Annotated in this window: 17 protein-coding genes; 8 read left to right on the top strand and 9 right to left on the bottom strand. The window is 57.4% G+C overall.

What is annotated here, in order from left to right:
• Positions 1–69: 69 nt before the first annotated feature.
• Positions 70–2,919, bottom strand: coding sequence for an insulinase family protein (locus HY962_05835; GenBank protein ID MBI5646433.1), 2,850 nt, complete (start codon positions 2,917–2,919; stop codon positions 70–72).
• Between the two features lie 210 nt (positions 2,920–3,129).
• On the opposite strand from HY962_05835, the gene HY962_05830 reads away from it, so the two are divergent.
• On the top strand, positions 3,130–4,389 hold the full coding sequence (locus HY962_05830; GenBank protein MBI5646432.1) for an NAD(P)/FAD-dependent oxidoreductase: 1,260 nt from the start codon (positions 3,130–3,132) through the stop codon (positions 4,387–4,389).
• Between the two features lie 90 nt (positions 4,390–4,479).
• Here HY962_05830 and HY962_05825 read toward each other — a convergent pair whose 3' ends face one another.
• The 3 genes from HY962_05825 to HY962_05815 all read right to left on the bottom strand — a co-directional run bounded on the left by HY962_05825 (position 4,480) and on the right by HY962_05815 (position 8,880).
• Entirely contained in the window at positions 4,480–6,576 is a 2,097-nt protein-coding gene (locus tag HY962_05825; protein ID MBI5646431.1) for a LamG domain-containing protein, read from the bottom strand.
• 169 nt (positions 6,577–6,745) lie between these two features.
• Entirely contained in the window at positions 6,746–7,336 is a 591-nt protein-coding gene (locus tag HY962_05820) for an SIS domain-containing protein (protein ID MBI5646430.1), read from the bottom strand.
• Between the two features lie 32 nt (positions 7,337–7,368).
• Complete coding sequence (locus HY962_05815; protein MBI5646429.1) at positions 7,369–8,880, bottom strand: fumarate hydratase; 1,512 nt, start codon at positions 8,878–8,880, stop codon at positions 7,369–7,371.
• 210 nt (positions 8,881–9,090) lie between these two features.
• On the opposite strand from HY962_05815, the gene HY962_05810 reads away from it, so the two are divergent.
• A complete protein-coding gene (locus HY962_05810) occupies positions 9,091–9,543 on the top strand; it encodes a MarR family transcriptional regulator (protein ID MBI5646428.1) in 453 nt (150 codons plus the stop codon).
• Here HY962_05810 and HY962_05805 read toward each other — a convergent pair.
• Positions 9,538–10,944, bottom strand: a complete 1,407-nt coding sequence (locus tag HY962_05805; protein ID MBI5646427.1) for a sodium:solute symporter family protein — start codon at positions 10,942–10,944, stop codon at positions 9,538–9,540. The two genes, HY962_05810 and HY962_05805, sit on opposite strands and share 6 nt — an antisense overlap.
• Positions 10,945–11,605: 661 nt before the next feature.
• On the opposite strand from HY962_05805, the gene HY962_05800 reads away from it, so the two are divergent.
• From HY962_05800 to HY962_05790, 3 genes are all read left to right on the top strand, one after another.
• Entirely contained in the window at positions 11,606–14,314 is a 2,709-nt protein-coding gene (locus HY962_05800) for a pullulanase (protein ID MBI5646426.1), read from the top strand.
• 141 nt (positions 14,315–14,455) lie between these two features.
• Entirely contained in the window at positions 14,456–15,292 is an 837-nt protein-coding gene (locus tag HY962_05795) for a universal stress protein (protein MBI5646425.1), read from the top strand.
• A gap of 68 nt (positions 15,293–15,360) precedes the next feature.
• The gene (locus HY962_05790; protein ID MBI5646424.1) at positions 15,361–16,149 is read left to right on the top strand and encodes an NTP transferase domain-containing protein; all 789 of its coding nucleotides are present in this window, start codon (positions 15,361–15,363) and stop codon (positions 16,147–16,149) included.
• 53 nt (positions 16,150–16,202) lie between these two features.
• On the opposite strand, the gene HY962_05785 is transcribed toward HY962_05790, so the two are convergent.
• The gene (locus HY962_05785) at positions 16,203–16,982 is read right to left on the bottom strand and encodes a ComF family protein (GenBank protein ID MBI5646423.1); all 780 of its coding nucleotides are present in this window, start codon (positions 16,980–16,982) and stop codon (positions 16,203–16,205) included.
• Between the two features lie 200 nt (positions 16,983–17,182).
• The gene (locus tag HY962_05780) at positions 17,183–20,587 is read right to left on the bottom strand and encodes a T9SS type A sorting domain-containing protein (GenBank protein ID MBI5646422.1); all 3,405 of its coding nucleotides are present in this window, start codon (positions 20,585–20,587) and stop codon (positions 17,183–17,185) included.
• 129 nt (positions 20,588–20,716) lie between these two features.
• On the opposite strand from HY962_05780, the gene HY962_05775 reads away from it, so the two are divergent.
• From HY962_05775 to HY962_05765, 3 genes are all read left to right on the top strand, one after another.
• Positions 20,717–21,925: a glycosyltransferase gene (locus tag HY962_05775; protein ID MBI5646421.1), complete on the top strand. Its 1,209-nt coding sequence runs from the start codon at positions 20,717–20,719 to the stop codon at positions 21,923–21,925.
• A gap of 223 nt (positions 21,926–22,148) precedes the next feature.
• Positions 22,149–22,985, top strand: a complete 837-nt coding sequence (locus tag HY962_05770; GenBank protein MBI5646420.1) for a TonB family protein — start codon at positions 22,149–22,151, stop codon at positions 22,983–22,985.
• A gap of 45 nt (positions 22,986–23,030) precedes the next feature.
• On the top strand, positions 23,031–23,483 hold the full coding sequence (locus HY962_05765) for a hypothetical protein (GenBank protein ID MBI5646419.1): 453 nt from the start codon (positions 23,031–23,033) through the stop codon (positions 23,481–23,483).
• Between the two features lie 28 nt (positions 23,484–23,511).
• On the opposite strand, the gene HY962_05760 is transcribed toward HY962_05765, so the two are convergent.
• Complete coding sequence (locus tag HY962_05760) at positions 23,512–24,459, bottom strand: pyridoxal-phosphate dependent enzyme (protein ID MBI5646418.1); 948 nt, start codon at positions 24,457–24,459, stop codon at positions 23,512–23,514.
• A gap of 54 nt (positions 24,460–24,513) precedes the next feature.
• The gene (locus tag HY962_05755) at positions 24,514–26,526 is read right to left on the bottom strand and encodes a (Fe-S)-binding protein (GenBank protein MBI5646417.1); all 2,013 of its coding nucleotides are present in this window, start codon (positions 26,524–26,526) and stop codon (positions 24,514–24,516) included.
• Positions 26,527–26,979 lie beyond the last annotated feature (453 nt).

Here is a 26,979-nt window from a genome sequence, read left to right as displayed (position 1 = left end):
TTTCCCTCGCGTGAAAAAGAAAACGGACCGGCGAGACGCCGGTCCGTTGCATGTTTTTCGAGGACACGATTATTTCGTCGCGCTCTCCTCGGGCATGAGCACAAATTTTTTCATCGAGTCGAGGCGCAGCACCGCGTCGGCCATCTTCTTCAGCGCATCCGACGAGAGTGCGCCGACCATCGAATCAAAGGCGAGAAGATCCGTCGGATCATCGTTGTTCGTGATGGACGCCTGAAGACGCGTCAACCAGAAGTTGTTCTCCTTCAGATTTTTCTCACGCTCTCGAACCTGAATCTCTTTGATCTTCTTCAGGTCCTCTTCGCCGGCCCCGTTCTTGAGAATCTTGGACAGTTCGTCGACCGTCGTTGTGACAAGTTCATCCACACGCGCGGGATCACATCCGAAGTTGATCGTGATCCGGTACTCGCTCAAGGGATACCGGACCGCCGTGGCTCCGACACCCACGCCGTAGGTACCGCCCTTTTCTTCACGCACGGCCTCACGCAGTTTGATCTGCATAAGTTCGCCCAGCGAGGAAAGATCGTAACGATTCTGACGATTCCATTCGAAGGGGCCGGTGAAAACCAGCATGACCATCGCCTTCTTCTCGATCCCCTTCTTGACAACTTTTTCTATCCGGCCCTCGGGTGAGCGCACGCCGAGATCACGCCATGTTTCCTTCCTGCCCGTGACAGGGAGGGCGCCCAGGTATTTTTCAACCAGCGGCTTGAAATTGTCGAGCGAAAAATTTCCGACGAAGACGAATGTAAAATCGCCCGCATCCGCGAAGCGGTTCAGATAGGCGCGCATGGCCGCATCGAGATTCACCTCCGCGAGCCGCTTGATGTTCAAGGGTTTGCGCAGCGGATGATACTGCGCCATCGTCACGGTCATCGTATCGGAAAGCACGGACTCGGGACGCGCCCCCATATTCTCGAGCATCGCGTTCATTCTCGAGAGGAAGGAACTGAACATCGCGGTGTCCTTGCGCGGCTGTGTGAAGGAGAGATACAGCAATTGGAACATGGTTTCCACATCCTTCGGCGCTGCCGACCCGCTGAATCCTTCTGAAAGATCGGAGATAAAAGGACGGACAGTGGCAACTTTTCCAGTCAGTGTTTTCTGCAGGTCTGTCGGAGTGAATTCCCCGAGTCCGCATGACGAGACAATCGTCGCCGCCAGACTCGCCGAGAGATAATCCTCTTTGGCAACAAGGGAATTTCCCCCCGGGCTCACCGCGGCGAAACGGATCTCATCATTTTTAAAATCCGTGGGTTTCAACAACACGCGGATACCGTTCGATAGCGTCCATTCGGTGAGACCAAGTTCCTTGATCTGCTTTGTCGCAGTCACTGTAACCTTTGATTCGGGTATGACCGCGAGCGGCTTGTCGGAAACCTTGTCCACGTACGGTTCGAGCGCCGATTGTTTCACCTCGGCCATCACCGCGGCAAGTTCTTCCTTCGTCGGTGGTTTCAGACCCGCCTTTTCGGGCATGCTGACAGTCACCACCAGATTCCCTTCCGCGGGGATCCGCTGTGTGACGGCATTCACTTCGGCCACTGTGAGTGTGGGAAGATATTTTTTGTAGAGCTGGTAATCGAGTTCGACGCCCGGGATGGGATCTCCATCGAGGAAATGCCGGACAAAATTCATGACAATACTTCCCGACTCGATCTTGTCTCGTTCGTTATACGAACGCTCCATCTGCCGCAGGATATTTGTCTTCGCACGTTCGAGTTCCGTCACCGTGAAACCATGCCGGCGCACGCGCTCCGCCTCGGTGGCAACTGCCTGAAGCCCGCGGATGATGCCGTGGCTCTCGACCTGGGCGCCCAGGCGATAGGCGTCCTTCGACCGGGTCAGGCCTCCGAAGCCGGCATACGCGGAGGTAAAGGGAGGATTACCCTGCTGCGTCAGCTCCTGCAGACGGTCGTTGAGCATGCTCTCGTACAGTTCCTCGGCCATTGCGCGCCGGTAATCGACGATTTTTTTCATCTCGGCGACGGGGATCTTAGTGGTCAGCGTGACGGACGTGCCCGTCGCCTCGGGATCCGTCAATATGGAGAAGAGTGTTTCAGCGTGATCCGGTACCGGGATGATCGGACGAAGCAGCGGCTCCGACGGTTTTTCAATACGTGAGAAGTGCTCGCGGATTTTCGCCTCAACGGTTGCCACATCAAAATCGCCGACCGCCACCACCGCCATGTTGTCGGGTCTGTACCACTTCTTGTAGAATCGTTTGATAACCTCGTACGGGAAGGTCCGGAGTATCTCCTCCTTGCCGATGGGCAGACGGTCGGCATACTTTGCCTTGTTGAAGAGAAACGGATACTGTTTCTCCGCAATACGCTGCCCGGCGCCCGAACGTGTACGTTTTTCCTCGACGATAACACCGCGCTCCTTGTCGATTTCCGCATGATCGAGACTCATATTCGCGGCCCAATCTTCGAGGACGAGGAAGCCCTTGTCAATCAATTCCGGCTTGTCAGTGGGGATTTGGAGCATATACACGGTTTCATCAAAACTCGTATAGGCGTTGAGATCCGCACCGAAGCGTGTGCCGATGGACTCGAGATACTGCACGAGTTCGTTCTTCTTGAAATTCTTTGAACCGTTAAAGGCCATGTGTTCGAGGAAATGCGCGAGGCCCTGCTGGTCATCGTCCTCGAGAACGGAGCCGGCATTCACCGCGAGACGCAGTTCCATCCGTTTCTCCGGTTTTTTATTGACGAGGATATAATACGTGATCCCATTTTCGAGAGTGCCGATTTTCACGTCGGGATGTACAGGGATCGATCCGGTGAGCGAGAAGGACGGCGCCTTCGGTTTCGGGGTATCCTGTGCGTACAACGCGTCGACACGCAGCGTCACGAGGGATACAAAGACAACGAGGAACAACACACGCTGGAACATCATCACACTCCGATAGTGGGGAGATCGAGACACAAAAACGTCGACAAATGTAGCGATTCCCGTAACGAACCCCCACATCGCGTTGACCGGGAGCAAATGTGTCGGCATTCGTGTTCTTGTTATCACGGGCCGTGCACTGTCGAATCCGACGCAGCCACGGCCTGCAATCCTCGACCTGACATCACACACCTGCATACACCACACGACGAATTCATGATTGCACCCACGGTCGACATCGTTGTTCTCGGCGCGGGGTATGGCGGAATGGCCTGCGTGACACGACTCGCGAAGAGGTTTCGATCACGCCCCGAGGTACGAATACATCTTGTCGACAGGCACACATACCATCTTCTCGAGACACGTCTGCACGAGAGGGCTGTACGACAGACGGAGGTAACCATTCCCATCGCGCGCTTTCTCGCCCGTAGAAAAAACATCATTTTTCACCTGGGAGAAGTCACACGTATTGATCTTGACGCGCAACGCGTGGAACTCGATTTCGGGCTCGCGGAGCACGGAGAATCACAGCCACGGATCATTCGGTACACGTACCTGGTTATCGCGTTGGGGAGTAAAACGAATTTCTTCCAAATACCCGGGCTTGAGGAACACGCCTTTCAGCTCAAGGAACTGGAGGACAGTGAGCGCATCCGCGCGCACACCGAGCGGATGTTTGCGATGGCTTCGAGCGAGACGAATGCAAATCGCAGAAAAGAACTGCTGCGCTTTGTTATCGGCGGCGGCGGGCTGACTGGAGTTGAACTGGCTACCGAAATGGCCGAAAGATTCGACAGTCTCTGCGAGCAGTACCATATCGATCCGATGGAACCCGAGATGTGGCTGTTTGAAGTCTCGGACAGGCTGCTCCCCTCTCTCGACGGGCGTCAGGTGCACAAATCGATGGAAGCGATGCAGGCCATGGGCATTCAGATATCCACCGGCACACGCGTCATGGGCATGACGGAACAGGACGGCTCACTGGCGGTGCTGCGATCCCCGGGTGATCCGCTGCCCACGCGGACGATGATTTGGACGGGTGGAATCCGCATTTCCGATCTGCTGAGACGGAGCGGCGCCGAAACAGGCGCACAGGGACGGGTTGTAGTGGACGTCTGTTTACAGGTAAAAAACTATCCCGGAGTGTTTGCGATAGGCGACAACGCGCTCGCGAGAAATCCTGCCACGGGCGCAACCGTTCCCACCGCGGCACAGTTCGCGTTGCAGCAGGGAGCACTGACAGCGGAGAACCTCGTCAGACTTGTCCACGGCTTCGAGCCCCGGCCCTACACACCGCGCATTCTCGGAGAAGTCGTGTCGCTCGGCCGTCATCTGGCTGTCGGGTGGGCTGCACTGCCGGGATTGCAGCGGATTCGTTTTCTCGGATTTCTCGGAAGTCTTTTCAAGCGCGCGATCGCGGAAAGGCATGTATTCCTCCTCTGGCGGGAGCGCCAGAATTGGACGGGGCATTGGTAGCCATAAACACGAACACACCCCTGCCGAAGTCGCGGCAGGGGTGTGTTGGAAACCTTCCGCGGACGGAAGGAAACACATGCGAGGGAGAGATCAGCGTGTCATGAACTGCTTAGCCGCGAGAATTCGCGTGTTGTCCTTCACGACAAGAATGTACATGCCTCGCTGCATCGTGCCGGACACACGCAGCGGAAGGAGATGCTCGCCCGCATAGAGGGATTTCTGATCACACAGCGTCGCGATTCTCGCCCCGAGCACTGTGTACACCTCGACCGTGACCGCCGCATCGCGCGCCAGAGCCACATGTACATACGCTTCGCTCTCGACAGGATTGGGGGATACGTCGACCCGCGTCGCAGCCGCAGCGCCGCCTGCCGCCACAGTCACAATACCGGAGTACTGACTCCGATAATCACGATCGATTTGTTTCAGGCGATAGGCACAATGTGCACCGCCAGGATACGCGTCGACGTACTGATACTCGCGCGGACTGTCGGTAGTTCCGGATCCATCCACAAATCCGAGTTTTACCCACGCACCATTGACGGAGCCATTCTGCCGGTACACTTCAAAGCCGAGGCAGTTTTTTTCAGTCGCCGTTCTCCACTGGAGAACCACGGCTCCATCCTGAAGTCGCGCGGTAAGCGACGTCAGTTCCACCGGCATCGTATTAAACTCGCTCTGTGTACCGAGAGTGTAATAGAATCCGTCTTCAAAGGGCACGTTACCAATGTAGTACTGACCCTGTCCTTCATCATACGAGCCGTAATACGATGATGCATCACTGAAATCTCCATCGTTGTCGACGAGGAGCACAAGATCTCCGGCATGTGTGGCATCGATACCGAGTTGAACACAATCGAATATCATGGCCCCATTGACCGTACCGGATGTCGTCGCCTCAATCTTCCATACACGTGAAAGCCGGGATACTACACTCAGCGGGACGTCGGATTGTGTCGGCGCCAACTGGGCCCCGTTGTGAGCCAGCAGAATTCGATCCCCGTCATTAATCGAAGACACCTCGATGGACAATATGGATGAGAGATATGACGTCAGCACACCAGGATGCAATCCCACGACATCTGAAAATCCTTGAAGCTCACCCCCTGGACCAGTCGAACCGATTGGTGCTTCCGATGCGATCCACTGGCTTGTTTCAGACTCCTTTTGGATACCAAACCATGTCATGCCTCCGTTCGTTGTGGTGCCATAGTCATCAAACACCGGAGTCGTCTGGCACAAGGACTGTAGGTACAGTCGTACCGTCGTATTCGATGTCACCGTATTTGTCTGATCCACTCCGGCTCCAGCCACTGTCTTTAATGTGCAGCCGGACCAGGTGTTGATCTGCCACATCTTATCATCGTCCGTGAGTGAAATTGTTGAAGTGCTATACGAATGCACGTCCACAAGAGCGGAATAAAATATTCCATCCACACCCGACGGACCTTGATCGTCCACCGAGGTCCCGCTCGTGGCATCGAGAGGCCAGTAACTCGCGAGGTTCGACCCAACAGTCGATTTGGAATACATCTGCTGCCGAATCTGCGCTTCAGTCAGGGCCGACTTCCAGATCCGTACCTCATCCACCTCACCAGAGAACAGACGATATCCATTCGGCAGTCGGCCAAGAAGCAATCTGTCCGCTGAACTATGCGTCGCAATATTCCCGGATACACTGTTTCCCGTCGCCTCAAGGACGCCATTCACATACAACTTCATGCGATTGCTCGACAGAGAGCCATCATACACACCGACGAGATAGTACCAAATGTCTTCCTCGGGTTCCGTCGTGGACACAATGTACGATCGTCCTGATGTTGTTTGGACGGCAAACTCGAACTTCTGGTTGCTCATGGTGTGCTGCAGCCAGAACTGTCCATTATCCTTGGCATTATGTTTATCGATAGTGAGGATGTTGGCCCAGCGGCCTTCATGCTCATTATGATTGTTCACATAACTCCCGGGATCCGTAGTCCACTTTACCCAGGCAGCCACGGTGAGGGTATTGCCGAATTCGTAATTTGGCGATCCGAAATACACAAAATCGCCGTGCGAGAGATAGGTGCTGTTTTTCAAATCCAGCGCCTGCGCGCCACCCTGTGCAAAAGTTGTTGTGGCAGAACTCAGGCATACAACGATGCCGAGAATCACCAGTGCTCGAATGGAATAAACAAGAAATGACATATGCCGCTCCTGAGAATATGTGTAATCAGGGAAGGCATGTGCAAGAAATTTGCCAGACATTCTGGCCTCTGAATATCGCCCTTATCGCTCCGAAAAGGGGCAATATTACAATTCAGTCAGATTCGGTGATGAATTATTCGCACGGGGCGTGCAGATCCTGCGAGATGGATCATTTTCCGCGAGGGTACAGACCGGGGAAGAGCGCGCGCTCGGTTGCTTCGATAACAGCGTGAATGATCTTGATGTGCAGTTCTTGTATACGATCGCTGGCGCGGCCGGGAACAAGGATCGGGAGGTCGCACAGGGGCAACAGCGCCCCTCCGCCCCGTCCGAGGAGACCGACAGTACGGACCCCCACTTTACGCGCTGTTTCAGCGGCGCGGAGCAGGTTCGGGGAGTTGCCGCTCGTCGATAGGAGCAGCAGGATATCACCCGTTTTTCCCAGCGCCTGAACCTGGCGCGCAAAGACTTCGTGGAAGCCGTAGTCGTTAGCAACACAGGTCATGTGCCCGGGATCGGAAAAGGCGAATGCGGCCATGGGTGGTCTCTCATTGCGGAAGCGGCCGCTCCATTCCTCCGCAAAGTGCATGGCGTCGCTCATGGAGCCGCCGTTACCGCAGGACATGACCTTGGCGCCCGCGCGAAACGTCTCGACCAGCATGGCGGAAAACTGTGCGATGCGCGGAAAGTTCTCTTCGTCGGAGACAAATTGATCGAGGCACACACGCGCCTCGTCGAAAGCGAGTTTGATATGATCCATGTGGGGATTAATGATTAGGGTGTGATATCGGCTTACGCCAGCACAGCAAGGCGCGAGGCGGAATCCTGTTCGACATCGGCATGAAGTGAATTGCCGTGAGAGTCCATGGTCACAATGGCGGCGAAGTCCACGCAGTGGTACATCCACAGCGCCTCCGGCACGCCGAACTCTTCGAGGAAATGGACACCGTCGACCCGTGTGATGGTCTCGGCATAATATTGCGCTGCACCGCCGATCGCGTTGAGGTACACGGCTCCGCATTCCTGCAGTGCGGCGAGAGTCTTCTTCCCCATGCCCCCTTTGCCGATGACAGCGCGGATGCCGAATTTCTTTATGATATCGGCCTGATACGGTTCCTCGCGACTGCTCGTGGTCGGTCCCGCCGCCTTGACATGCCACACCCCCTCGGCATCTTTCAGCATCACGGGTCCGCAGTGGTAGATGACCCCGCCGTTCAGATCCACCGGTGAATCGTGATCGATGAAGTATTTATGGATCATGTCGCGCCCGGTGAACATCGCACCGTTGAGTAGCACGATATCACCAACCTTCAAGCCGCGAACATCGGCTTCGGTGAGCGGGGCTGTAAGACGTATCTCCCGACCGGTAAGCGGAATGCCCTCGGGAGCGGACATGGCCGCAGGCTTCTCCTCGCGGAAATACCAACGCGATATCTCTCCCGTCGCGGGATCGATGCGCACGCCGAGGCGACGGTAGGCCCAGCAATCATAGGCAACCGAGACGAAAAAGCTTGCAGGGAGGCGGTGATACGCGCCGATCTTGCAGCCGATAAGGGTGCTTGCACCCGAGAATCCCATAGGTCCGATGTTCAGTGTATTCGCTGCGTGCATTACCTCGGCCTCCAACCCTGCAAGCGCTGCATCGGGATTCACATCGTCGAGCGCGCGGAAGAGCTGTTCTTTCGCATACATGTAGCCCGACATCCGGTCGCCTCCGATTGCAACACCGATCGCTCCCGTCGAACAGCCCTGACCTTGCGCTTGCCACACGGCATGGAGGATACATTTCCGAACACCATCCATATCACGGCCGGCCTTGCCGAGATGGGGCAGATCAGCCGGAAGCGAGTACTGGATGTTTTTGTTCTCACACCCACCGCCCTTCAGGAGTAACTTGATCTCTATGTCGGATTCCGCCCACTGTTCCCAGAAAATGATGGGGGCACCCGCGCCGAGATTGTTGCCGCTGTTTTTCCCCGTCACGGAATCGACAGTATTCGGTCGGAGCTTTCCGAGCCGGGTCGCTTCCGCGACCGCCCACAGAATGTCCTCCTTCATCTGGAGCTGATTCGCGCCGATCGGTGTCTTGATTTTGAAAGTGGGCATGCCGGTGTCCTGGCATATTGCTCCTTCGTTCTCGCAAGCCATGTCGATGTTCTTCGCGATGGTCGCAAGCGCCAACGACGCTCGCGAACCCGGCTCCTCCTTGTCGAGGATATTCCCGACCGCCTTCCGCACATCGGACGGCAGGTTCACGGAGGTTTGAATGACTAGTTCCAGCATGCTCTGACGGAAGTTCTGCATGACGCCCTCGGCTATGTGCGGTGAAGTCGTGTGAGATACGAACATATCATTGAATGATACTCGGAAATGTCGGCATTTTCAACTCGATCGAATAGCGGCAGACACGCCTGACTGCGTCTCCCCTCTGTTGTGTGGATTCAAACGTGCCGTTTGCATTTTACTTCCACATACACTATGTTGCCTGTAACAACAATTAGAAACAGGAAACAAATGCCGAAGTCATCAGAAGCCGGACTCGCCGAACGCATGGCGGATTTGACCTACAAACTTCTTGAGAACTGCACTGAGAAGCAGGAGTTCATCGCAGAAAAGCTGCAACTGTCCCTTTCAGAATTCCGCTGCCTCCGCTCGTTCAACACCGACACGACATTATCGGTGAAGGAACTGGCCTCGCGCATGAATTTAACGAGCAGCCGTCTGACGCGCATCATCGATGGATTGGCGGAAAAACAGTTTGTGACACGGACGATAAACGGGCGCGACCGGCGGGTGATGGATGTGACATTGACAAAGGAGGGGCTGAACGTTACACGCCGCCTGAATCAGGACTATGTCGCGATTCACGAACAGATCCTCGGAAATATCCCCTCCAATTCTCGTCCTGCCGTCATACGGGCACTCGACGATCTCTCGAATGCCATGACCGCCTGGGCCAAGTCATAACGCCTGTCGGGCGGACTTCGTCCAGTTCGGGATGTATACAAGTACGGACGTAGCGAGACCGGCGTACATCGGCTCGATCCCAAAGGGATAGACCACCGCTCCGTTATTGGGCCACAGTGTGCCGACGAGAAACGAGACCGCGGAGGCGCCTACACCTGCGCTCATAGCAAGCACAGTGGCCGCCGGAGAAATCGCCCAGCGCCTTGTGTAAGAAGTCAACAAGGGCAGGAGGAGCCCCGGGATAAACAGGGTTCCGATCACATACCACAACGAGACCACAGAGGGCAGAAGCAGCGCACCAGCCACTGCGATCGTTGTCGTGACGAGAAGACCGATGCGCGTCATCGCAGTGAGACTGCCATCATCCTTCTGTTTCCGCAGCGGCAGGAGAATATCCTTACCGACAGTCGCTGCCGAGATAAACGTGAGGCCATCCGTAGTCGACATAATGGTGGCGAGCATCCCGAGGAAAAATATCCCTTTTGCCACCGAAGGAAGCGCCTGTTGCGCCAGGGCCGGAAACGCCATGGCGGGCTGATCAAGACCAGGAAGCAGCACACGCGCATACAGTCCGGCTGCGGTAGTCATGGCATCAAACACGCACCAGAAACCGATCGACCAGAGTATTCCTTTCTGGGCGACGCGCGGTGTTGCCGCGCTCAGGGTGAATTGGTGAAACTGCGGAGAGACGAGGGTCCACATCGCAATAAAAAACCACACGAGCAGGTATTGCAATGAATGACCGCCTGAGGGATGAAGCATCACCGGCGGGAGATGATCCGAAAAAAAGCCCAGGAGTCCATGTGCTGGGATAAGGAATGCAAGGAGGACCGCAAATCCGACGAACATCAGAATGAACTGCAGCATGTCCAGTCGTACGAGGGAGGAAAATCCGCCGGCTGAGAGGAGGAGAAGCGACAAGCCCGCGCCAAGCAGTACACAGAGTGCCAGCGGCCATCCGGTGACCGCCTGGAGAAGGACGCCCTGCATCAATGCATACGGTGCGGGCGAGGAGATGCATAAGACCAGAACCGATCCGAGGAATGAGGCCTTGGGTCCGTAGGCATGTCGGAGTTGCTGGGGAATCGTCAACACGCGCGTGCCGTGCACGCGGCGGGCAAGGAACACCGCAAAGATTCCGGCGAACACGTAATACGGCACGCCAAAGACAAACCAATTGGAAAGTCCGTACATGTAGGAGTATTCACCGACGCCGAGGATGCCACCGTACCACGTCGAAACGAGAGCGGCCACAAAACCGGGAAGAGTGAGGGATCTGCCGGTGACGATAAAATCCGCAGCCGAGGCAGATGTTCGTTTCGACTTGATACCCAGAACGACGAGCGCGGCGAGATAGCAGGCGACAAGCGTCCAATCAAAAGGAGAAAGGTGCAGAAACATGGAGACGGGCGTGCGTTGCGATGTGTGACAGAGAAACGCCCCGTGCGGAGACGGGGCGTTGGAATCGGCTGCAGCGTGTTTGTCGCGAAACGATCAGTGTGTGAGCATGTCGACAACTTTTGGAACTGGGGGATTGTTTTTCCGGAACAGATGCTCCGTCACTTCTTTTGCATGCATGTCGCAATCGACAGTGACAAACACGAGTTGTTCCATGCAGGGTTTACAGACGCGGATTTTTTGTTCGCCTTCCGAATCCAGAAGTTTTTTGAAGTAGAGAGACTCGGCCGGGATCTCGTGTCCGAAAGCACAGGTATGTGTTTTTTCGGAAATTCCGGTGTGCCAAGCGAGTTTTCGCGACGAAAGCGCGTCAAAGCGTTTCAGAGAGTGCAGGAAGTCCTTTTCGGACCGATACACCGACATAGGGCACCATCCTCCGTGAAGAGTTGTGTATGAGATGCTGGAGTACGCTTTGTTGGTCGGGTTCCGCGGGAGGTCGATGCACATTCCGGGAACACCGTATTCCATGAGGTGCTTTGTGGTGCACCACACGATTCAATTTTAACAAATCAGCGATCAAAGTAAAGAGGGAAGGACGGCTCTTACATATTTCCGATGCCATTTTTTCCCGATATTTTTTGTTTGTCACAATACAACGGTTCCCATGACACGCTCGACACTCGTTTGTATCGCCTTGTTGACAGCAGGCGCCGCGGCATTTTCTCAGGGTACATTCAGCCAGCAGGAGCGGCTGCAGGGCTACAGGAGCGGCGGCGACACGGTGACGTTCCTTTTTGAAGAGTCATTGTACACGCAGCAACTCGGCGGGAGATCTCCGAAGAGGGTGTTGTTGGAAGGAAACATGCGCTCGTGGAATCACGACATGAGCGACAGTACGTGGACTCTGCAGCGTGAAGGGAGTCCGGGCTTGTGGATACTTCGCGTAACCGGCAGTCGCAGAACACTGCTCGTCCCAGGTCAGGAGTTCAAGTTCCGCGTCGACGAAGGCCGGTGGATGGACGTTCCAGCGGCAGCACCAAACGCCAACGCCGGCAATCTCGTCTTTGAAGCGGCGCGTATGCCGCGACGACTGAAGGCGGAGATCCTCTCTCCTCGCGAGATCGCCGTTGTGCTTCTGGAGGGAAAAGGCAACCTCCCGACCGACCCCGGACGCTACACACTGACTACCGCTCACGGAGCACACATCCCCATCGCCAGAGCGGAGCGCCGGGGCGAAACTCGCGTGTGTCTGTTCCCGGCGACACCGATCGACAGCAGCAGGGTCCATTTCCTTGAAGCGGATGACATACCCACGCGGCTCCTCTGTTCCTTTGACGGGTGGTTCAGGCATCTCTATTCCGACAAAGAACTCGGTGCCAACTATAACTCAGCGGCCGACAGCACCACATTCCGAATTTTCTCACCACGGGCAACCGCGATACGGCTGTATCTCTACAGGGAACGCACCGATTCCCAACCCTATGCGACCATTGCGCTCGCGCGTGACAGCCGCGGCGTTTGGGAGGCCACCATCGCGGGGAACCTCGAAGGCACCTGGTACGATTACACCGTGCATGGACCGGACGACCCCGGCAACGAATTCTTTGAACAGCTTCCGGTCCATATCACCGATCCGTATGCACGCGTCAGTGACGACTCGTTCGGGCGCGCCCGTGTGTGGCCCAAGACCCGACCGGCGAAACCTCTCCCTGGTGGTATACCCAGGATGGAGGACCTGATTGCCTACGAAGTACACATAGAGGATTTTACACTCGGGCTCACGGGACTGCCCATTGAGGAGCGCGGGACATTGCCGGGTTTCGTTCACAGCGGATTAAAAAATTCGCACGGCGCACCCATCGGCATCGACCATCTCGCGAAGCTGGGCATCAACGCCGTCCATCTGCTGCCCATGCAGGAATATCTGCATTACCCCGACCCGGAGTGGCAGGAGGCCTTTGCACGCGACAGCTTCATGGTGGCCCAGAATGTTGCGGCCTCGAACTACGACTGGGGATATCGCACGACACATGCGTTCGCAATCGAGAGCAGGTACCGGCTGCGGGGCACCGAACCAGGAAGCCAGAACACACAATTCCGCGACCTCGTGCAGGCATTTCATGACCGTGGAATAGCCGTGATTGTCGACATGGTGTTTAATCACACAGCCGAACGAATGGACGGCCGCGAGATGGCCTTCAACTTCCGGGTATTGGATCGCCACTACCATTACCGAACGGGGAACGATCTGAACTTCATCGGCGACTACGGCACGGAAACCAAATCGGAAGACAGGCCGATGATGCAGCGGTGGATCATCGATCAATGCGCTGCGCTCATCGACGAATACGGCGTGGACGGCTTCCGAATCGATCTCGCCGGATTAACCGATGAACAAACGCTACGCGCACTGCGGAACCGCATCGGACGCGAGAAGATCGTCTACGGGGAGCCGTGGATCGCTTCCTCCGATCCGGCGTTCGAAGCAAATCCTGATTGGGATTGGTACAAGGAGGACGCGCCCATCACCTTCTTTCAGGACGACTGCCGAAATGCGCTGTGCGGTCCGCCCGACAATCCGTCGGATAAAACACGCGATCGCGGCTACGCCGGTGGGAACGGGAACCGCGCGGCCGCCAAACAGGCGATCGCCAACAGTTTCCTTCACGAGGACTCCCCCAATGAAGGGATCAACTACCTCGACATACACGACAACTGGGCTCTGGCCGACCGATTTGCTCTAACAGATTGGAATGGGGAACTCGGTGTGGACGAGGCCGCGTACAGGATCGCGGCCGCGATGCTTCTCACCTCGCTCGGCCCCGTGGTTCTGCACGGCGGTTCCGAGTTCATGCGCAGCAAAGGCAGCGCACCACTCGTGTCGCTGGTCAAACACACGCGAACCGGTCCCATTTATCTTCATGGAAAACGTGACACATACAATCTGCGCCGCGCGAACATGTTTCAATGGGAGAACCTCGGGCGTTCACGGGCGGTCGGCGCGGCGTGTGATTATCAGGCCATGAACGACTACTGGTCGGGCCTGATCGCGCTGCGTCGAAGCGCCGCGGGATCCGTTCTACGACGCGGGAACGCGGTTCCACGCGGGTATATCCGCTGGTATGAGCCGGCGGATCCGAAACAGCTCGGGTACATCGTGGGCGACAGCATCATGGTGCTCGTCAATACCGGCGCCACGCGGGCGAACTTCGATGTGCCCCTGCTCCCAACCGGACAGTGGTTGCTGGTCGCCGACGGCGACCAGGCCGGGACAGAGCCCATCGGGGGGAAAGTCGATTCACGCATCACGGGCGGCAGGCCCGCACGGTTGAACGTTCCACCGTACAGCGTCCGCATCTGGCGCGTCGAATAAAAAGGCTGTCGCATCTTGCGCTTTCGTTTCCTATCTTCGTTGCACACACACGCAACAGTTTGACGGTCGCACCCGCGCGCGGAAACGCACAGGGTACTATATCGCAGAATTTCAGACTCACTCCTCTTTTATGGGGGTTTTATGAGCACACGACTTGTTGTCGGACTCGACGGTTCTCCATTCGCGGCACGCGCTCTGGAGGCCGGGCTGCGCCGCGCAGCCCGGCATGGCTCCACTCTTATCGGAGTAGCGGTCATCGATCAGCCCGCCATCGAACAGGTCGAAGTGGGAGCATATCCGGGCTCAATTCAATTATCGCACGAGACAGTCTCGCGTCTCTTCAATGAGGCCAAGGTGCGTGCGCAACAATCCATCGAAAACTTCCGCGACCTTTGCACAAGGGCCGACGTTCTGTTCGAAGACGTCATCCACTCCGGATCGGCTGCGGACGCGCTGAATGAAGAGGGAAAGACCGCGGACATGATACTCCTCGGCATCCGGACATTTTTTTCGACCGGGCCGGGTGGACCGCCTGACGACACACTGCGACGGTTGTTCGACCGCCCCGTGTGCCCCGTCCTGGCGCTTCCCGAATCCGGCGAGCTACCGAGTCACGTCATTTTTGCGTACGACGGGAGTCCAAACGCCGCGCGGGCGCTGCAGGCCTACGTGCACGTCACGCCGAATCTGCCGGGCGACGTCACAGTGACGCTTCTATGTGTGAGCCAGGAGTTCGAAAAACACAAGTACGATCTGGAAAGGGCCGAAGTGTATCTTCGCGCGCACGGATACACTCCATCGACACTGGTACTCAGCGGAGCGCCATCAGAGGTCATACTTTCGACCGCACGTGAATATCATCCCGCTCTCGTGATACTGGGTGGACCGTACTATCGTGGCATCGCCGAGCGCCTGTTCGGCAGTGTCGCCGAATCTGTCATTGCCGACGGCACCATCCCCGTTTTTGTATACCATTAGGATTTCCGCGGTTCGCGGAAGCAATGTCCCACGCGCACGGACCACGCGCACCACATAACGCACATTCGATGAGCTCACAGCATCCTGTTATCATTCTTGCGGGCGGCAAGGGAATGCGGCTGCGTCCGCATGCGGATCTGGTACCCAAGGCACTCGTTCCCGTCGGGGGTATGCCGGTCATCTGGCATGTCATGAAGCTCTACTCGAGATGCGGGTACAGGCACTTTGTTATCGCGCTTGGACACAAGGGCGACATCATAGCCGAATGGTTCGAACGATACCGCTCACGGCGCTGCCATTACACGCTCTCGATGGACGGGGCCCCACACCAGTATCACACTGCGCTGCCCGATGACGAGCGGGACTGGACAATCACTTTCGTTCATACAGGAGAGGACACGCAGACGGGAGGCCGCGTCCTGCGCGCGCGCCCGTTTGTCGAGACCGATCATTTCCTGACGACCTATGCCGACGGTCTTTCCTCGGTCGATATTGCCGCGATAACACGCACACATCTCGCCCAAGGCCTTCCCGCGACGATGCTGTCGGTCCTTTCCCCATCGCGTTTCGGCGTGGTTGAAGCAGTCGATGGAAAGGTGACACGGTTCGAAGAGAAGCCGCACAGCCATATCCGCATCAACGGCGGATTCTTCATGTTCCACCGGTCGATATTCGACAGGATCACAGGCGACGATGCCGTGCTCGAACGCGATGTTCTCGAGCCGATGGCGCGTGAGGGTTTGCTCGGTGTTCATGAGTACGACGGCTTCTGGCATTGCCTCGATACGCAGAAGGACCTCCATACACTCGAGCGGCTGTGGTCTTCAGGCCATGCCCCGTGGAGTACCGGGCGTTAACCGGTTGACAGAGAGCGGGCATCGGCGCGCGTGCGGCGTTGCCGAAAATCGGCCTACTCCGCCTTGGGCGGACGCGCGGCGGCGAGAAGCCGAACCTCGGGGGAGCCCTGTTCGCGTAAAACAAAGGCACACTCGCTGATGGTGGCCCCTGTCGTGATAAGGTCGTCGACAACAATCACGGGCCGTTCGCGAATCAATGCAACGCGCCGGGGATGCACTTCGAACGCGTTGAGCGTGTTCGATTTCCTTCGGGCGAGATCGAGCTTCATCGCAGCTTGCGAGGCCGTATACCGGGCTCGCCGCAGCGCGTCGGGCACAACGGTGAGGCCTGTTTCATCGGCAATACCGCAACATAACTCCGCCGCCTGATTATAGCCGCGTTCGAGCTGTTTCACGGGATGCAGTGGCACGGGAACCAGTAGCGGGTCCCCGCCGACGAGTTCGCTGCCGACGCACCGTTCCCCTATCACGCGGCCGAGCCACCGCGCCATGCGAAACAAGCCGCGATACTTCATGGCGTGTATCGTCTCCGCGATGCCGCCGCCCGGCTCGAACTCGAAGGCAACAAACATCGCGCGGGCATCGGCACTGTACGACAGTGATGCGAGGTGTTCGTGCGACGCGCCGGCAGTCATTGGATACGACGGCGCATCCGCGATACAACGCGCGCAGAGGACATCCTCTGGCCTGAGCGGTACCTCGCACACGAGGCAGCGCGGAGGATAGACGAAGTCGAGCAGCGCGTGTATGGACCTCGACGCAGCATTCAATCCCGCACGCAGCCTGCCTCCTGCGTCCCCCGGTTGTTCGTGCGCTACAGTCTGTGTTTTCATTGCACCCCCCGTGCTGAATCCGGGCGGTTCACCACGACCGCCCCATCCTTTTGTATGCGCGGTCCGTCCATTTTGTTCCCGGAAAAAGTCGCGGCCCGATTTGTTCATCGGGCCGCGGCAAATTCAAAGATTGTGGGCGGATGGATCAGGCTGCGTCGAGAGGCGGCAAAGTCGCAGGGATCAGGACCTCAATGCAGCCGTCAACGCAGAACACGCACTGTTGCCTGCCTGAAAGGTTTCCCGTTACGAGCTACATCGAGGACGTAGGTCCCGGGAGCGACACCCTGCGTTGAAAGCAGTAATTCATGCGTGCCCGTGTTCATGTTTCCCGCATCATGCGTCAGAACGCGCCGGCCGAGAAGATCAGTGAGCGAGAGGGTGATATGCGCCGATGCCTGGTGTTCGAAGGAGACCGTGATGCCGGATGCGGCCGGGTTGGGATACACGTCAAATGCATCGACGGTGACGGGAACGTCGTCCAGTCCAGTCGGAATCTCGAGCCGGAAGGAGTACCGTGTTTCCTTGCCGAAGTCCGCCCCGAGCGACGCCCACAGCGAGCCGCCCACCATGCGGAAATTGATGTTTCCCGAGCCGTCGTTATTGGCCCAGAACGAGATGCCGTCATTCCCTGTGTCGTGCAGGATGAACTCATAACAGCCATTCGGAAGTCTCAACGTATCGCGATTGATCGTGTTGTTCGCAAAGCCGCTCTTCACATGAACCTGATTTCCCCCGGCATCGAGAACCTCATACCAGTTTTCCGACGCTGCAAGATTCGTCTTGAAATACACATAAATCGGTTTTGCGTGAACCGGCACAGGCACAAAACTCGATGTCATGACATTATTCGTCTGGTACTCGTCAGCCCCCCCGTTGGGATTCGAGAGAGCGACACGGAAACGATTCTCACCAGAAGGAGTCCCCCACTCGAACGACGGCAGGTACACATCCGCTTCACTCAGAAAATCGAGGGAACCGGTCCAGCGCCACGTGTTGGTATTGCCTCCGACCGGACCGTATGCGATATCGAGGGATGTCAACGTCTCGGATCCGTTGTTCCGGATGCGGATGCGCGGGCGCGAACAGGCGGGATTAAAACGGCGATGCATTTCGTAGGTGCTTGGTGTGATTATATCGAGCAGCGCTGCATCACGAGTGAAATTTGCGGGACCGTACGAAATCAACTGTGTTTCCACCACGTAGTTTCCGAACTCGTCGTACTCGGAGTTGTAGTCGATAAGCGCCGAGTCGCCGGACACGTACGGGGTCAGCTCCAGATTTTGTGTTGCGGCGGGCATGCCCGGGCACCATCCGGCGCGGTCGTATATCCACGTACCGCCCTGCGGGTATAAGGGATTGTCGGCGCACTCCTGAATGATCTGCCACGAATAGCGCGTTGCACCATTGATGTCGAGACTGTGAACCTTCGGACAGAATTCTGCACAGTTGGTCGCGTTGCTGAATTGGTGTCCGGTAGTGGTTACCTTCAGGCGGTGTGAGGCCGCACGCGGATCGAGACCGACTCGTTTCGGAGGGACGCGCTCGGCAAAGGACTTGAGCGACCAATCCCCATTCCACACGTTCTGCACACGCACAACATCCCTCGGCGGAATTCCTTCAATCATCACAAAATTCAGTTCGAGAAGTTCCTGCCAGTTTCCCGCAGAGATGTGAACGGAGTCGGTGAACAGCGGTGCAAAGTCGGTCACGTCGTAGATCCAGGTCCACCCTTCGCCGAGGTCGAGGTTGATGCCGTAGGGAGTGATGAACCTGCCGATTTCGAAGCGGTTCACAACTTCGAACGGCGGGCCGTAGTACGGCCAGTTCTGCCGGATGAAGGTGTCGTCCGCTGCGATATAACTCGAATCGATAATTTTTCCCGAGGCGTCGAACGTATACCGCCAGAACGGAGCCCACACCAACAGCGTGTCGGTGGGTGTTGTGGCGCGTGTGCTGTCTCCGAAGCGGACGACCATCATCGGGTGTACCGCCGACGAATCCGGCACAAACACGGAATCGATTCTGGAGGTATAGACGCCCTGTTCAAAGACCACCGCGGGGCGTGCGGGTACCGGGATAAAATTCTTCTGTCTGTCGCCACGGTAGTCGGCCCAGAATGCACCTCCGACGAGCCGTGCCGCGCTCCCGGGCATCGCATTGTTGGCCGTGAATGCCCCATGACCTTCATCAAACGTGTACTGCGCGACAAGAGATGCGGCGAAAGGATGCGAAGGTCCGGGAGTGCTGCGCATGAGTCCCTGTATCGTGGCCTGATCGAGTACCGAATTCCATACACATACATCGTCGATCAAACCGTCGTAATAGGATCCCGCGCCCGCGCCATTGCTGCCGATGCGAAACTCCCGGATGCCGTTCATGGGTTTGGTCTTTCCGGTACCGCTGTGCCACAGTTCTCCGTTAAGATAGATGCGCATATCGCCTGTACGTGCATCTTTGGTGAACGCCCAATGGTTCCAGCGCCCCTTGTAGTTCTCAGGCAGCGCGTCGTTCTCGATACGATCATACGTTCCGGCGCCTGCGTCCCAATATATTCGTCCGTTGCCCCATGGCAGATGTGCGTTGATCACACGTTTACCCTGCGCATCATTCGCTTCAAAGATGCTGGTGTTGGCGGGCAGGGCTGCTGCATCGCCGTAGCACCACAGCGACACGGTGATCGCATCGGAAACCGTCTCGAACCGGTCAACCGGTGCCGCGGCGTGGCTCACCGCTGCAAAGTCAACGGCGATATCGGCGGGGTCGGTGTCGAGGCCCGCAGTAAATCCGGTTGCATCGGCGGAAAGCAAAATGGGACTGTCGTCAGCGCAGGTATAACTCACGTCGATCAGCAGGTTCTGCGTACCGTCCCACTGGTACGGTGCGAGGAACTGCAGCGGAACAATCCCGGCCTGCATGCGCGTGCCCTGCTGATACACGGTTGTGAAGCCGTCCAGAACAGGGGCGACCGCCGAAAGCTCCGTCTGCGACGTGCCGCGGAGACGCAGTGTCAAATTTTGAAAGTGGGATGATCCGGATGAGACATTCAGGCGCAGACCGGTGACGGGTCCCGCCGCAAGTCCGGCGGCGACCAACTCGTCGGCGCGCCAGAGGAATTGATACCGCCTGTCCTGTGCTCCGATTCCATGTCGCGGATCGATGGTCAGTGAACCGGATCCGACACTCGCCTCTTTCAGCGATATGGTGGAGGTATGTGTGATCGATTTCTCAAAGCGACCACCGTAGATCCATGCGGGAGTGCGTGTCGCGAGCAGCGTGTCGCGGGCAGCGCCGTTCACGGTGAAGCTCGGTTGTGATTTGAGGGTCGAGTCGAGGCGTCCCGTATGCTGATAGACGTTGGTGTAGGTGAGATAATCCCACTCACCACAGGCAGGGCTTTGGGCGGGATTACATTTCAGCTTGTAGTACATCAGGATTTTTTCGAAACGTTTCGCGGTGCTGGGGAAAAGAAATTTTCCCTCGTAGGGTGCGCGCTGATCGAAAGTAAAGGTCTTGACCACGATCGTATCGCCCGGACCCGCGTGGGTGTTGTGCGCACAAAAGGCGAGTAGAAACACTGGCACAAGGAGAAGTTTGGAGTGTCGCATATACATCCTTTCGATGAGAGCTCCGCGTTCCCGGTGATTGACTGTTGTCCGGGCGTCGAAGTGTGATACTGGAACGAATTGGAAAAATACGGAGAATTACGCCAAGTTGAACTTCACCCCCACACACCTATGCCGCCAGACATCTGCCATATACTCTTCAACACGATCGCGAAACTTCCGCCTGTGTATCACGAGCTCCGCTCGCTCTCCCTTGCGGGTGTGGAGACCGCGGTGTACGAAGTGGCAAACGACGACGAACCAAACGCGGCGCCTCTTTCGCTGCCGCACCTGTCCCTCACGCGTGCCCGGATACTTCTCCGCAGACTCAGCACGCGGCAATCGCGTGCATGGAAGCTTGCCCGGTTTGCGGAATACATGGTGCGTGTATTCTTCTTTGTGCTTCGGACGCGATGTACCATCGTTGTGGCGCATGACCTGCCCGCGGCGATCCCGTCGTGGCTTGCCGCGCGGTTGTCGCGGAAGCGCATCGTGTACAATGCGCATGAACTCTGGGGCGAGAGCAACGGCATCACCGCGCCGTTCCCCGCCTTCTGGCGGACACTCGATCGTTTTCTCTGCCCGCGGGTCGACGCCCTCATCACACCCGAGGAGAACCGCGCGCGCATCTATCGTGACGAATACGGGGCGCGGACCACGACACTTGTGATACCCAATGCCCCGCCATACAGGTCGCCCGAGGCCTCGTCTGTTCTGTCGGACTTTTTAGCTGCACAAGGAATACTGCCTGATATGATTGTGCTGTATCAAGGGATCTTCGACGAGAGCCGCTGCCTGCACGAGCTGATCGAAGCCATGGTGCACACCGATGAGGGCATAGTGCTTGTTCTTGCCGGACGCGGCAGCGATGAACAGCGCCGCAAGCTCGAGGTCGCCATTTCGCAACGAGGGCTCAGCGGACGCGTGGTGTTTCATCCCTTCGTCCACTACGAATCATTACACAGATTCACTTCATCGGCCGATGTCGGTGTTCTATTCTATCGAAACGACTGCCGCAACAACATGTATTGCGCCCCCAACAAGCTCTATGAATACGCGCAGGCGGGCCTGCCGGTACTTGCCAGCGACAACCCGGGAGTGGCGGATGTGATACGGGCCCGCGGCATGGGACTCGTCGTCGACGCGACGTATCCCGAAACAATCACGGAAGGGCTGAACCTCTTGAAAGATCCACAGCGGCGGGCGGCGATGACCGCACATGCCCTTGATGCGGCACAAAACGACTTCCAGTGGGAGCATGGATTTGTGCGTCTTCTGAAACTTTACACGGACCTGACCGGCCAATTCGGAGCAGCAGATTTTTCGAAGACCGACCCGTGATAACGGACATCCTTTGATAAAAATATCTGCTTTTCTGCGTGTGTTTGGGCCATTTTTCAACAATTCTGCGTGCACGATTGTTGTAAAATCTGCCTATTTCGGATGGAAGCGCTACCATTTGCACGGTGTGAAAAATTGGCTCTTGCATGGAGGATGAGTTGGCGGTTAATTTTTCTTTTTGCTCCGCCCACCAAACTTTCCACATACGAGTCAGGCCAGATAGATGACGCGTGTCCTCACCACCGCAGCAGTCTTTCTCCTCATATCCGCCCTCTGTTACGGACAGACGGACGGCGTAAAGAAACGCGGCTCGATCCCGCAGGAGTTCTCGCTTCCTCCTCAGGGCGCCACGTTACACTTTACATCGCCGCTGCCTCCGCAATTGGTGAAACCGGATTACCCCGCTGTCCATCGTGAAAACGATTTCGAAGGCGTGGCCGAACTCTCGCTGTATGTCACCGCCGAAGGCGACGTCGTGTACGCCGAGGTATCGGTCGGATCGGGCGACGAAGCATTCGATGAAGAGGCATTACGCGCGGCGCTGAAATCGCGGTTCCCGTCGGGCTACGCAATGCTCGACGGCACTCCGACCGACTTCCGCATTTCCGTCCCGTATTATTTTCTCCTCGCGTCGGATCCGGAGAATTACTGGCACACGCGACTGGAACTCGCCCGCGTGCAGCAGCAGTATGAAGTGGTGATGCGCGAATTCCAGGGTCTGGCACACTCACGTAGCAGCCGTGAGAAGGCGGAGTCAATTCGCAGGCGTCTTGAAGACCGCGTCGCGGCCGCAAAGCGCCTACACAGGCAGCTCGCAGAAAAGAAAGAACTCGCGATCCTTCGCCTGCGCGATGAGATTGCTTCCGCAAAGGAAACACTCGACGGCTCCGGTCGTCCGGCAACCGCGAGAAATACACAACGTGAAATCCCACCGGAACAGGTCCCGACCACTGTTGTTGCCGTGCAGCAGGTGAACATCATCTCCAATGCTGAAGTGGTGAGCGCCAACGACATCGACCGCCTGAATCAGGAACTCGAGATCAAGAAGTCGTATCTGTAAACGCCTCGCGGAGGCAGCGTCACATCGTCCATTCGCAGCAGAGGCATGGTCCGCGTGACATCGCCGTGGATACTTCTTGGTATCGCATGCTTTCTCTACGCCGGCATTGATTATGTGGGATATAACAGCACGCGCACATCGTCCCGCGCGTTGAAGGTGTACCGGGTATGCCAGCTCGGTATGCAGATCGTTTTCACCCTGTTGCTGTTGCAGCACGCAGGATGGGCAACGGCGCTAGGCTTCAACATCATCTGGTGGACGTTCGGACTCGATTTCCTGTACTACGTCTTCTCAGAAACCGTAAACGCACCACGGCCGTGGGACCGACGCGGCGATTTCGCGCGGGGTATCATGGCTGACGCGTGCGGCTGGGCGTATTGGACACCGATCGGGATTGTCCACGGGATGCGGCGCGGCCGCGCCATCCCGGCCCGCACCCTCATTCTGCAAGCGGCGCTAGGTCTGTTGAGTGCGGGCACATTGATGTTGGCTTTCTGATCCGCCGACGGCCGACCGCCTTACAGAATCAGACAGGCAGGACCGAAAACATCTGCGGCACACCTCCCGTGTGCAGGAACACCACGGCACGATCCTTCGGCAGGCGCCCTTCCCTGCAGAGACGGAGCAGTCCCGCGGCGGCCTTCGCCGTGTAGACGTCATCGAGTAGTATCCCTTCGCGCAAGGCGAACAGCAGCTGCGCTTCCTGTGCTTCGGCGGTTGGTACACCGTAGCCCGGCCCAAGCGACCCGGCATCCACGAGCAATCCGGCGGGATCGATATCGACGCCGAGCGAGTCGGCCAGAGTGCCAGCGAGCGCCGCCGCCTCATTGCGGAGCTGTTCCTCCGATTTAGCGACTGCCATCGCGATGATCCGTCCGTCCCATCCACTCAACGCGCGCCCCACAAGCAGTCCCGCATGTGTGCCCGCGGATGATGTTGCATGAACAATCGCACCTATTTCGATCGAGGCGGCCTCGGCATCTTTGAGGATTTCCAGGAAACCAGCCACATATCCCTTGGCGCCGATCGGCGTCGAGCCGCCGACGGGCATCCTGTACGGCGTACGGCCTTCAGCAATGAGCCCTGCTTCCTTTTCCACGGCGGCGCGTTCCCATAACAACCAATCGTCCGAATCGACCCGTGTGATCCGCGCTCCGAAAAATTCGTCGAGCAGCAGATTACCCCCTACACGCGAGTGCAACCGCGTCCCGCCGAGGACAAGATGTGCCGCGACTCCTTCCGCAGCGGCGTACGCCGCCGCGAGTCGGCAGAAATTCGACTGTACGCCGCCGACGGCGATCAGATCGGTTGCGCCGCGTTTCAGCGCATCCTCGATCAACATGTCGAGCTTGCGTGTCTTGTTCCCGCCGAGCGCGAAGCCCGTGAGGTCGTCACGTTTGCACCACAATTCGATCCCGAACTCGCGCGACAGGGCGGAGAGCCGATGGAACGGTGTGGGAAGAATGGAGCGCATGGACGGGCACGGCCGCAGTGGCGCGGAGGTGCACACACCTCCGCGTGGCTACGGTTACTTCCTCATTGCTTCGTAGACGATCTCTGCGATATCCTTGACCTGCACATCCTCGGCGCGGCCTTTTTCCTTGACACCGTCGGTGAGCATTGTCATGCAGAACGGGCACGCGGAGGCGATGGTGTCGGCTCCTGTGGCAAGAGCTTCCTCGGTTCGTTCGATGTTGACACGCTTGCCGATGGTCTCCTCCATAAACATGCGGCCTCCGCCCGCACCGCAGCACAGGCCGCGGTCGCGGCTGCGTTCCATTTCGACCATGCGGAGTCCGGGCACATTTGCCAGGGAAAGCCGCGGTTCGTCGTAGACATCGTTGTACCGGCCAAGGTAGCAGCTATCGTGCACGGTTGCAGTACCGGGCAAGGGCTCGGTCAGTCCAAGCACACCCTGTTCAACCAGTTCCTTGATGAGCTGCGTGTGATGGATCACCTCATACGCACCGCCGAACTGCGGGAACTCGTTCTGCAGGGAATGGAAACAGTGCGGGCAGGCGGTCACGATCCGTTTGACGCCATATCCGTTCAATGTAGAGATGTTGTCCTGCATCAGCATCTGGGCAAGGTACTCATTGCCAGTGCGGCGCGCGGAGTCGCCGTTGCACTTCTCTTCTGTTCCCAGAATGGCGAAGCGCAGTCCCGCATGTTGCATGATGCGTGCAAAGGCCACGCTGACACGCTTGTAACGGGCGTCGAAGGAGCCGGCACAGCCGACCCAGAACAGGTAGTCGATTCCTTCGGCGCTACCGAGCTCCGACAATTGCGGGATGTTGAGGCCCTCGGCCCACTTCGCACGGTCGTCGGGGCTGAACTGCCAGGGTGCGAAGTTGTTCTCCAGATTCTTGTACAACAATTGGAGCTCATCGGGGAAGGCCCCTTCGGTCAGGACGAGATTGCGGCGCAGTTCCACGATTTCATCCACATGCTCGATCATGACCGGACATTCCTGCACGCAGGCGCGGCAGGTGGTGCAGGCCCATAACTCTTCGGCCGTGATGTAGGAATGGAGGAGGGGCTTTGCGGTTTCGGCGGACTCGGCCTCGCCGGCCAGGAGCAGCGGGGCCTTTTCCTGAAGCCGCGCACGTGTGTCGGTAATGATTTTTTTCGGCGAGAGCGGTTTGCCGGTGAGATTGGCGGGGCAGACGGCGGTGCAGCGGCCGCATTCGGTGCATGTGTAACTGTCGAAGAGTTGTTTCCAGGTTAGATCCTCTATGTCCGAGGCCCCGAATTTTTCCGCGGTTTCGTCCTCCAGGTTCACCGGCTTCAGGGCTCCGTCACCCTCGATCCGAATACCCCGGTTGCTGAAATACGTGTTGGGTACCGAGGTCAGCACATGGAAGTGTTTCGTGTACGGAAGCGCGTTGAGGAACCCGAGCACAAGCACGATATGGATCCACCACGCGATCTCGAAGACGAGTTCGGTGCCGCTGCCAGCCGAGAATATCCCGGCCAAAGCAAGACTCAGCGGGCGCCAGTGCGACGCGTACGCGCCGCCTTCACCCAATGCGATGCGTGCGGCGTTCTGGAAAAACATCGAAATCATGATACACGCGATAGCGGTAAGTATGAGCGTTGCGTCGAGCTGTGCTTTCGGATCGACGGCACGGACACGTGCCGGACCGGAAACGTGCCGGCGGAACAACGCGACGAGAACGGCGAGCAGAACCACAAAACCCATCAGATCGCCGCCAAGCGCAAGCAGATCATACACCGGGCCGAGGAAGGACAGACTGAAACCGGGTATGATACCTTCGCCGATCGACTCGGCAACGGCCGCGAGCAGAACCATAAAACCCCAGAAGATCCCGGCATGAACAGGACCCGCGATCCTGTCCCGTAGGATCTTTGTCTGCCCAATCGCGATTTCTAGGACATTAGAGATCCGTTTGTCCCATTGATCGAAACGGTTTTCGGGTTTTCCGAGCTGCAGGGTCCGGATAACACGCCGCAAAGTGAAGGAGAAGATTCCGGCTGCCGCGAGCAGCAGCACGATAAAGACGATGTTCTTCAGAGGCATGAGAGGGATCCGGAAGGATGGGCAAAAGGGGGGAGAAAAGCGGAAAATCTTTGTTTTTTATCACTTTTCACTTGAAAAATACCTATCTCCGCACTCCCGCGCAACGCGTTGCCCGTGCCATTTTTTTCGACTCATGCGGTTGCATCTGATTTTTGTATCAGGTAGTTTTAGAGTTGGTACCGAGCGAATCGTCTGCTCGGTTCCGGTACCCCATCACCTCCACCATCGGAGTTCAGATAGAGCCCACGTCACGGGCAAAGATCACCCCCGCTCGCAGTTTCGCCTTCTGCACCTTTTATCCTGCGCACCTGCACAGGAAATGTTCCAACGGAAGCGAAGAGTCGGGATTGTTGTGGAACGTTTGGAAGCTGTACTATCGCGTATCGGTACACACCTTCTCCTCGAATCCAACCCAGCAGCACTGAGCGCCTGTGGGATGTCCATCCCGGGCTT

The sequence above is a fragment of the Ignavibacteriota bacterium genome (assembly GCA_016218045.1).
Classification (GTDB): domain Bacteria; phylum Bacteroidota; class Ignavibacteria; order SZUA-365; family SZUA-365; genus JACRFB01.
Note: the sequence above shows the minus strand (reverse complement) of the source record. Positions and strands in the feature narration are given on the sequence as shown.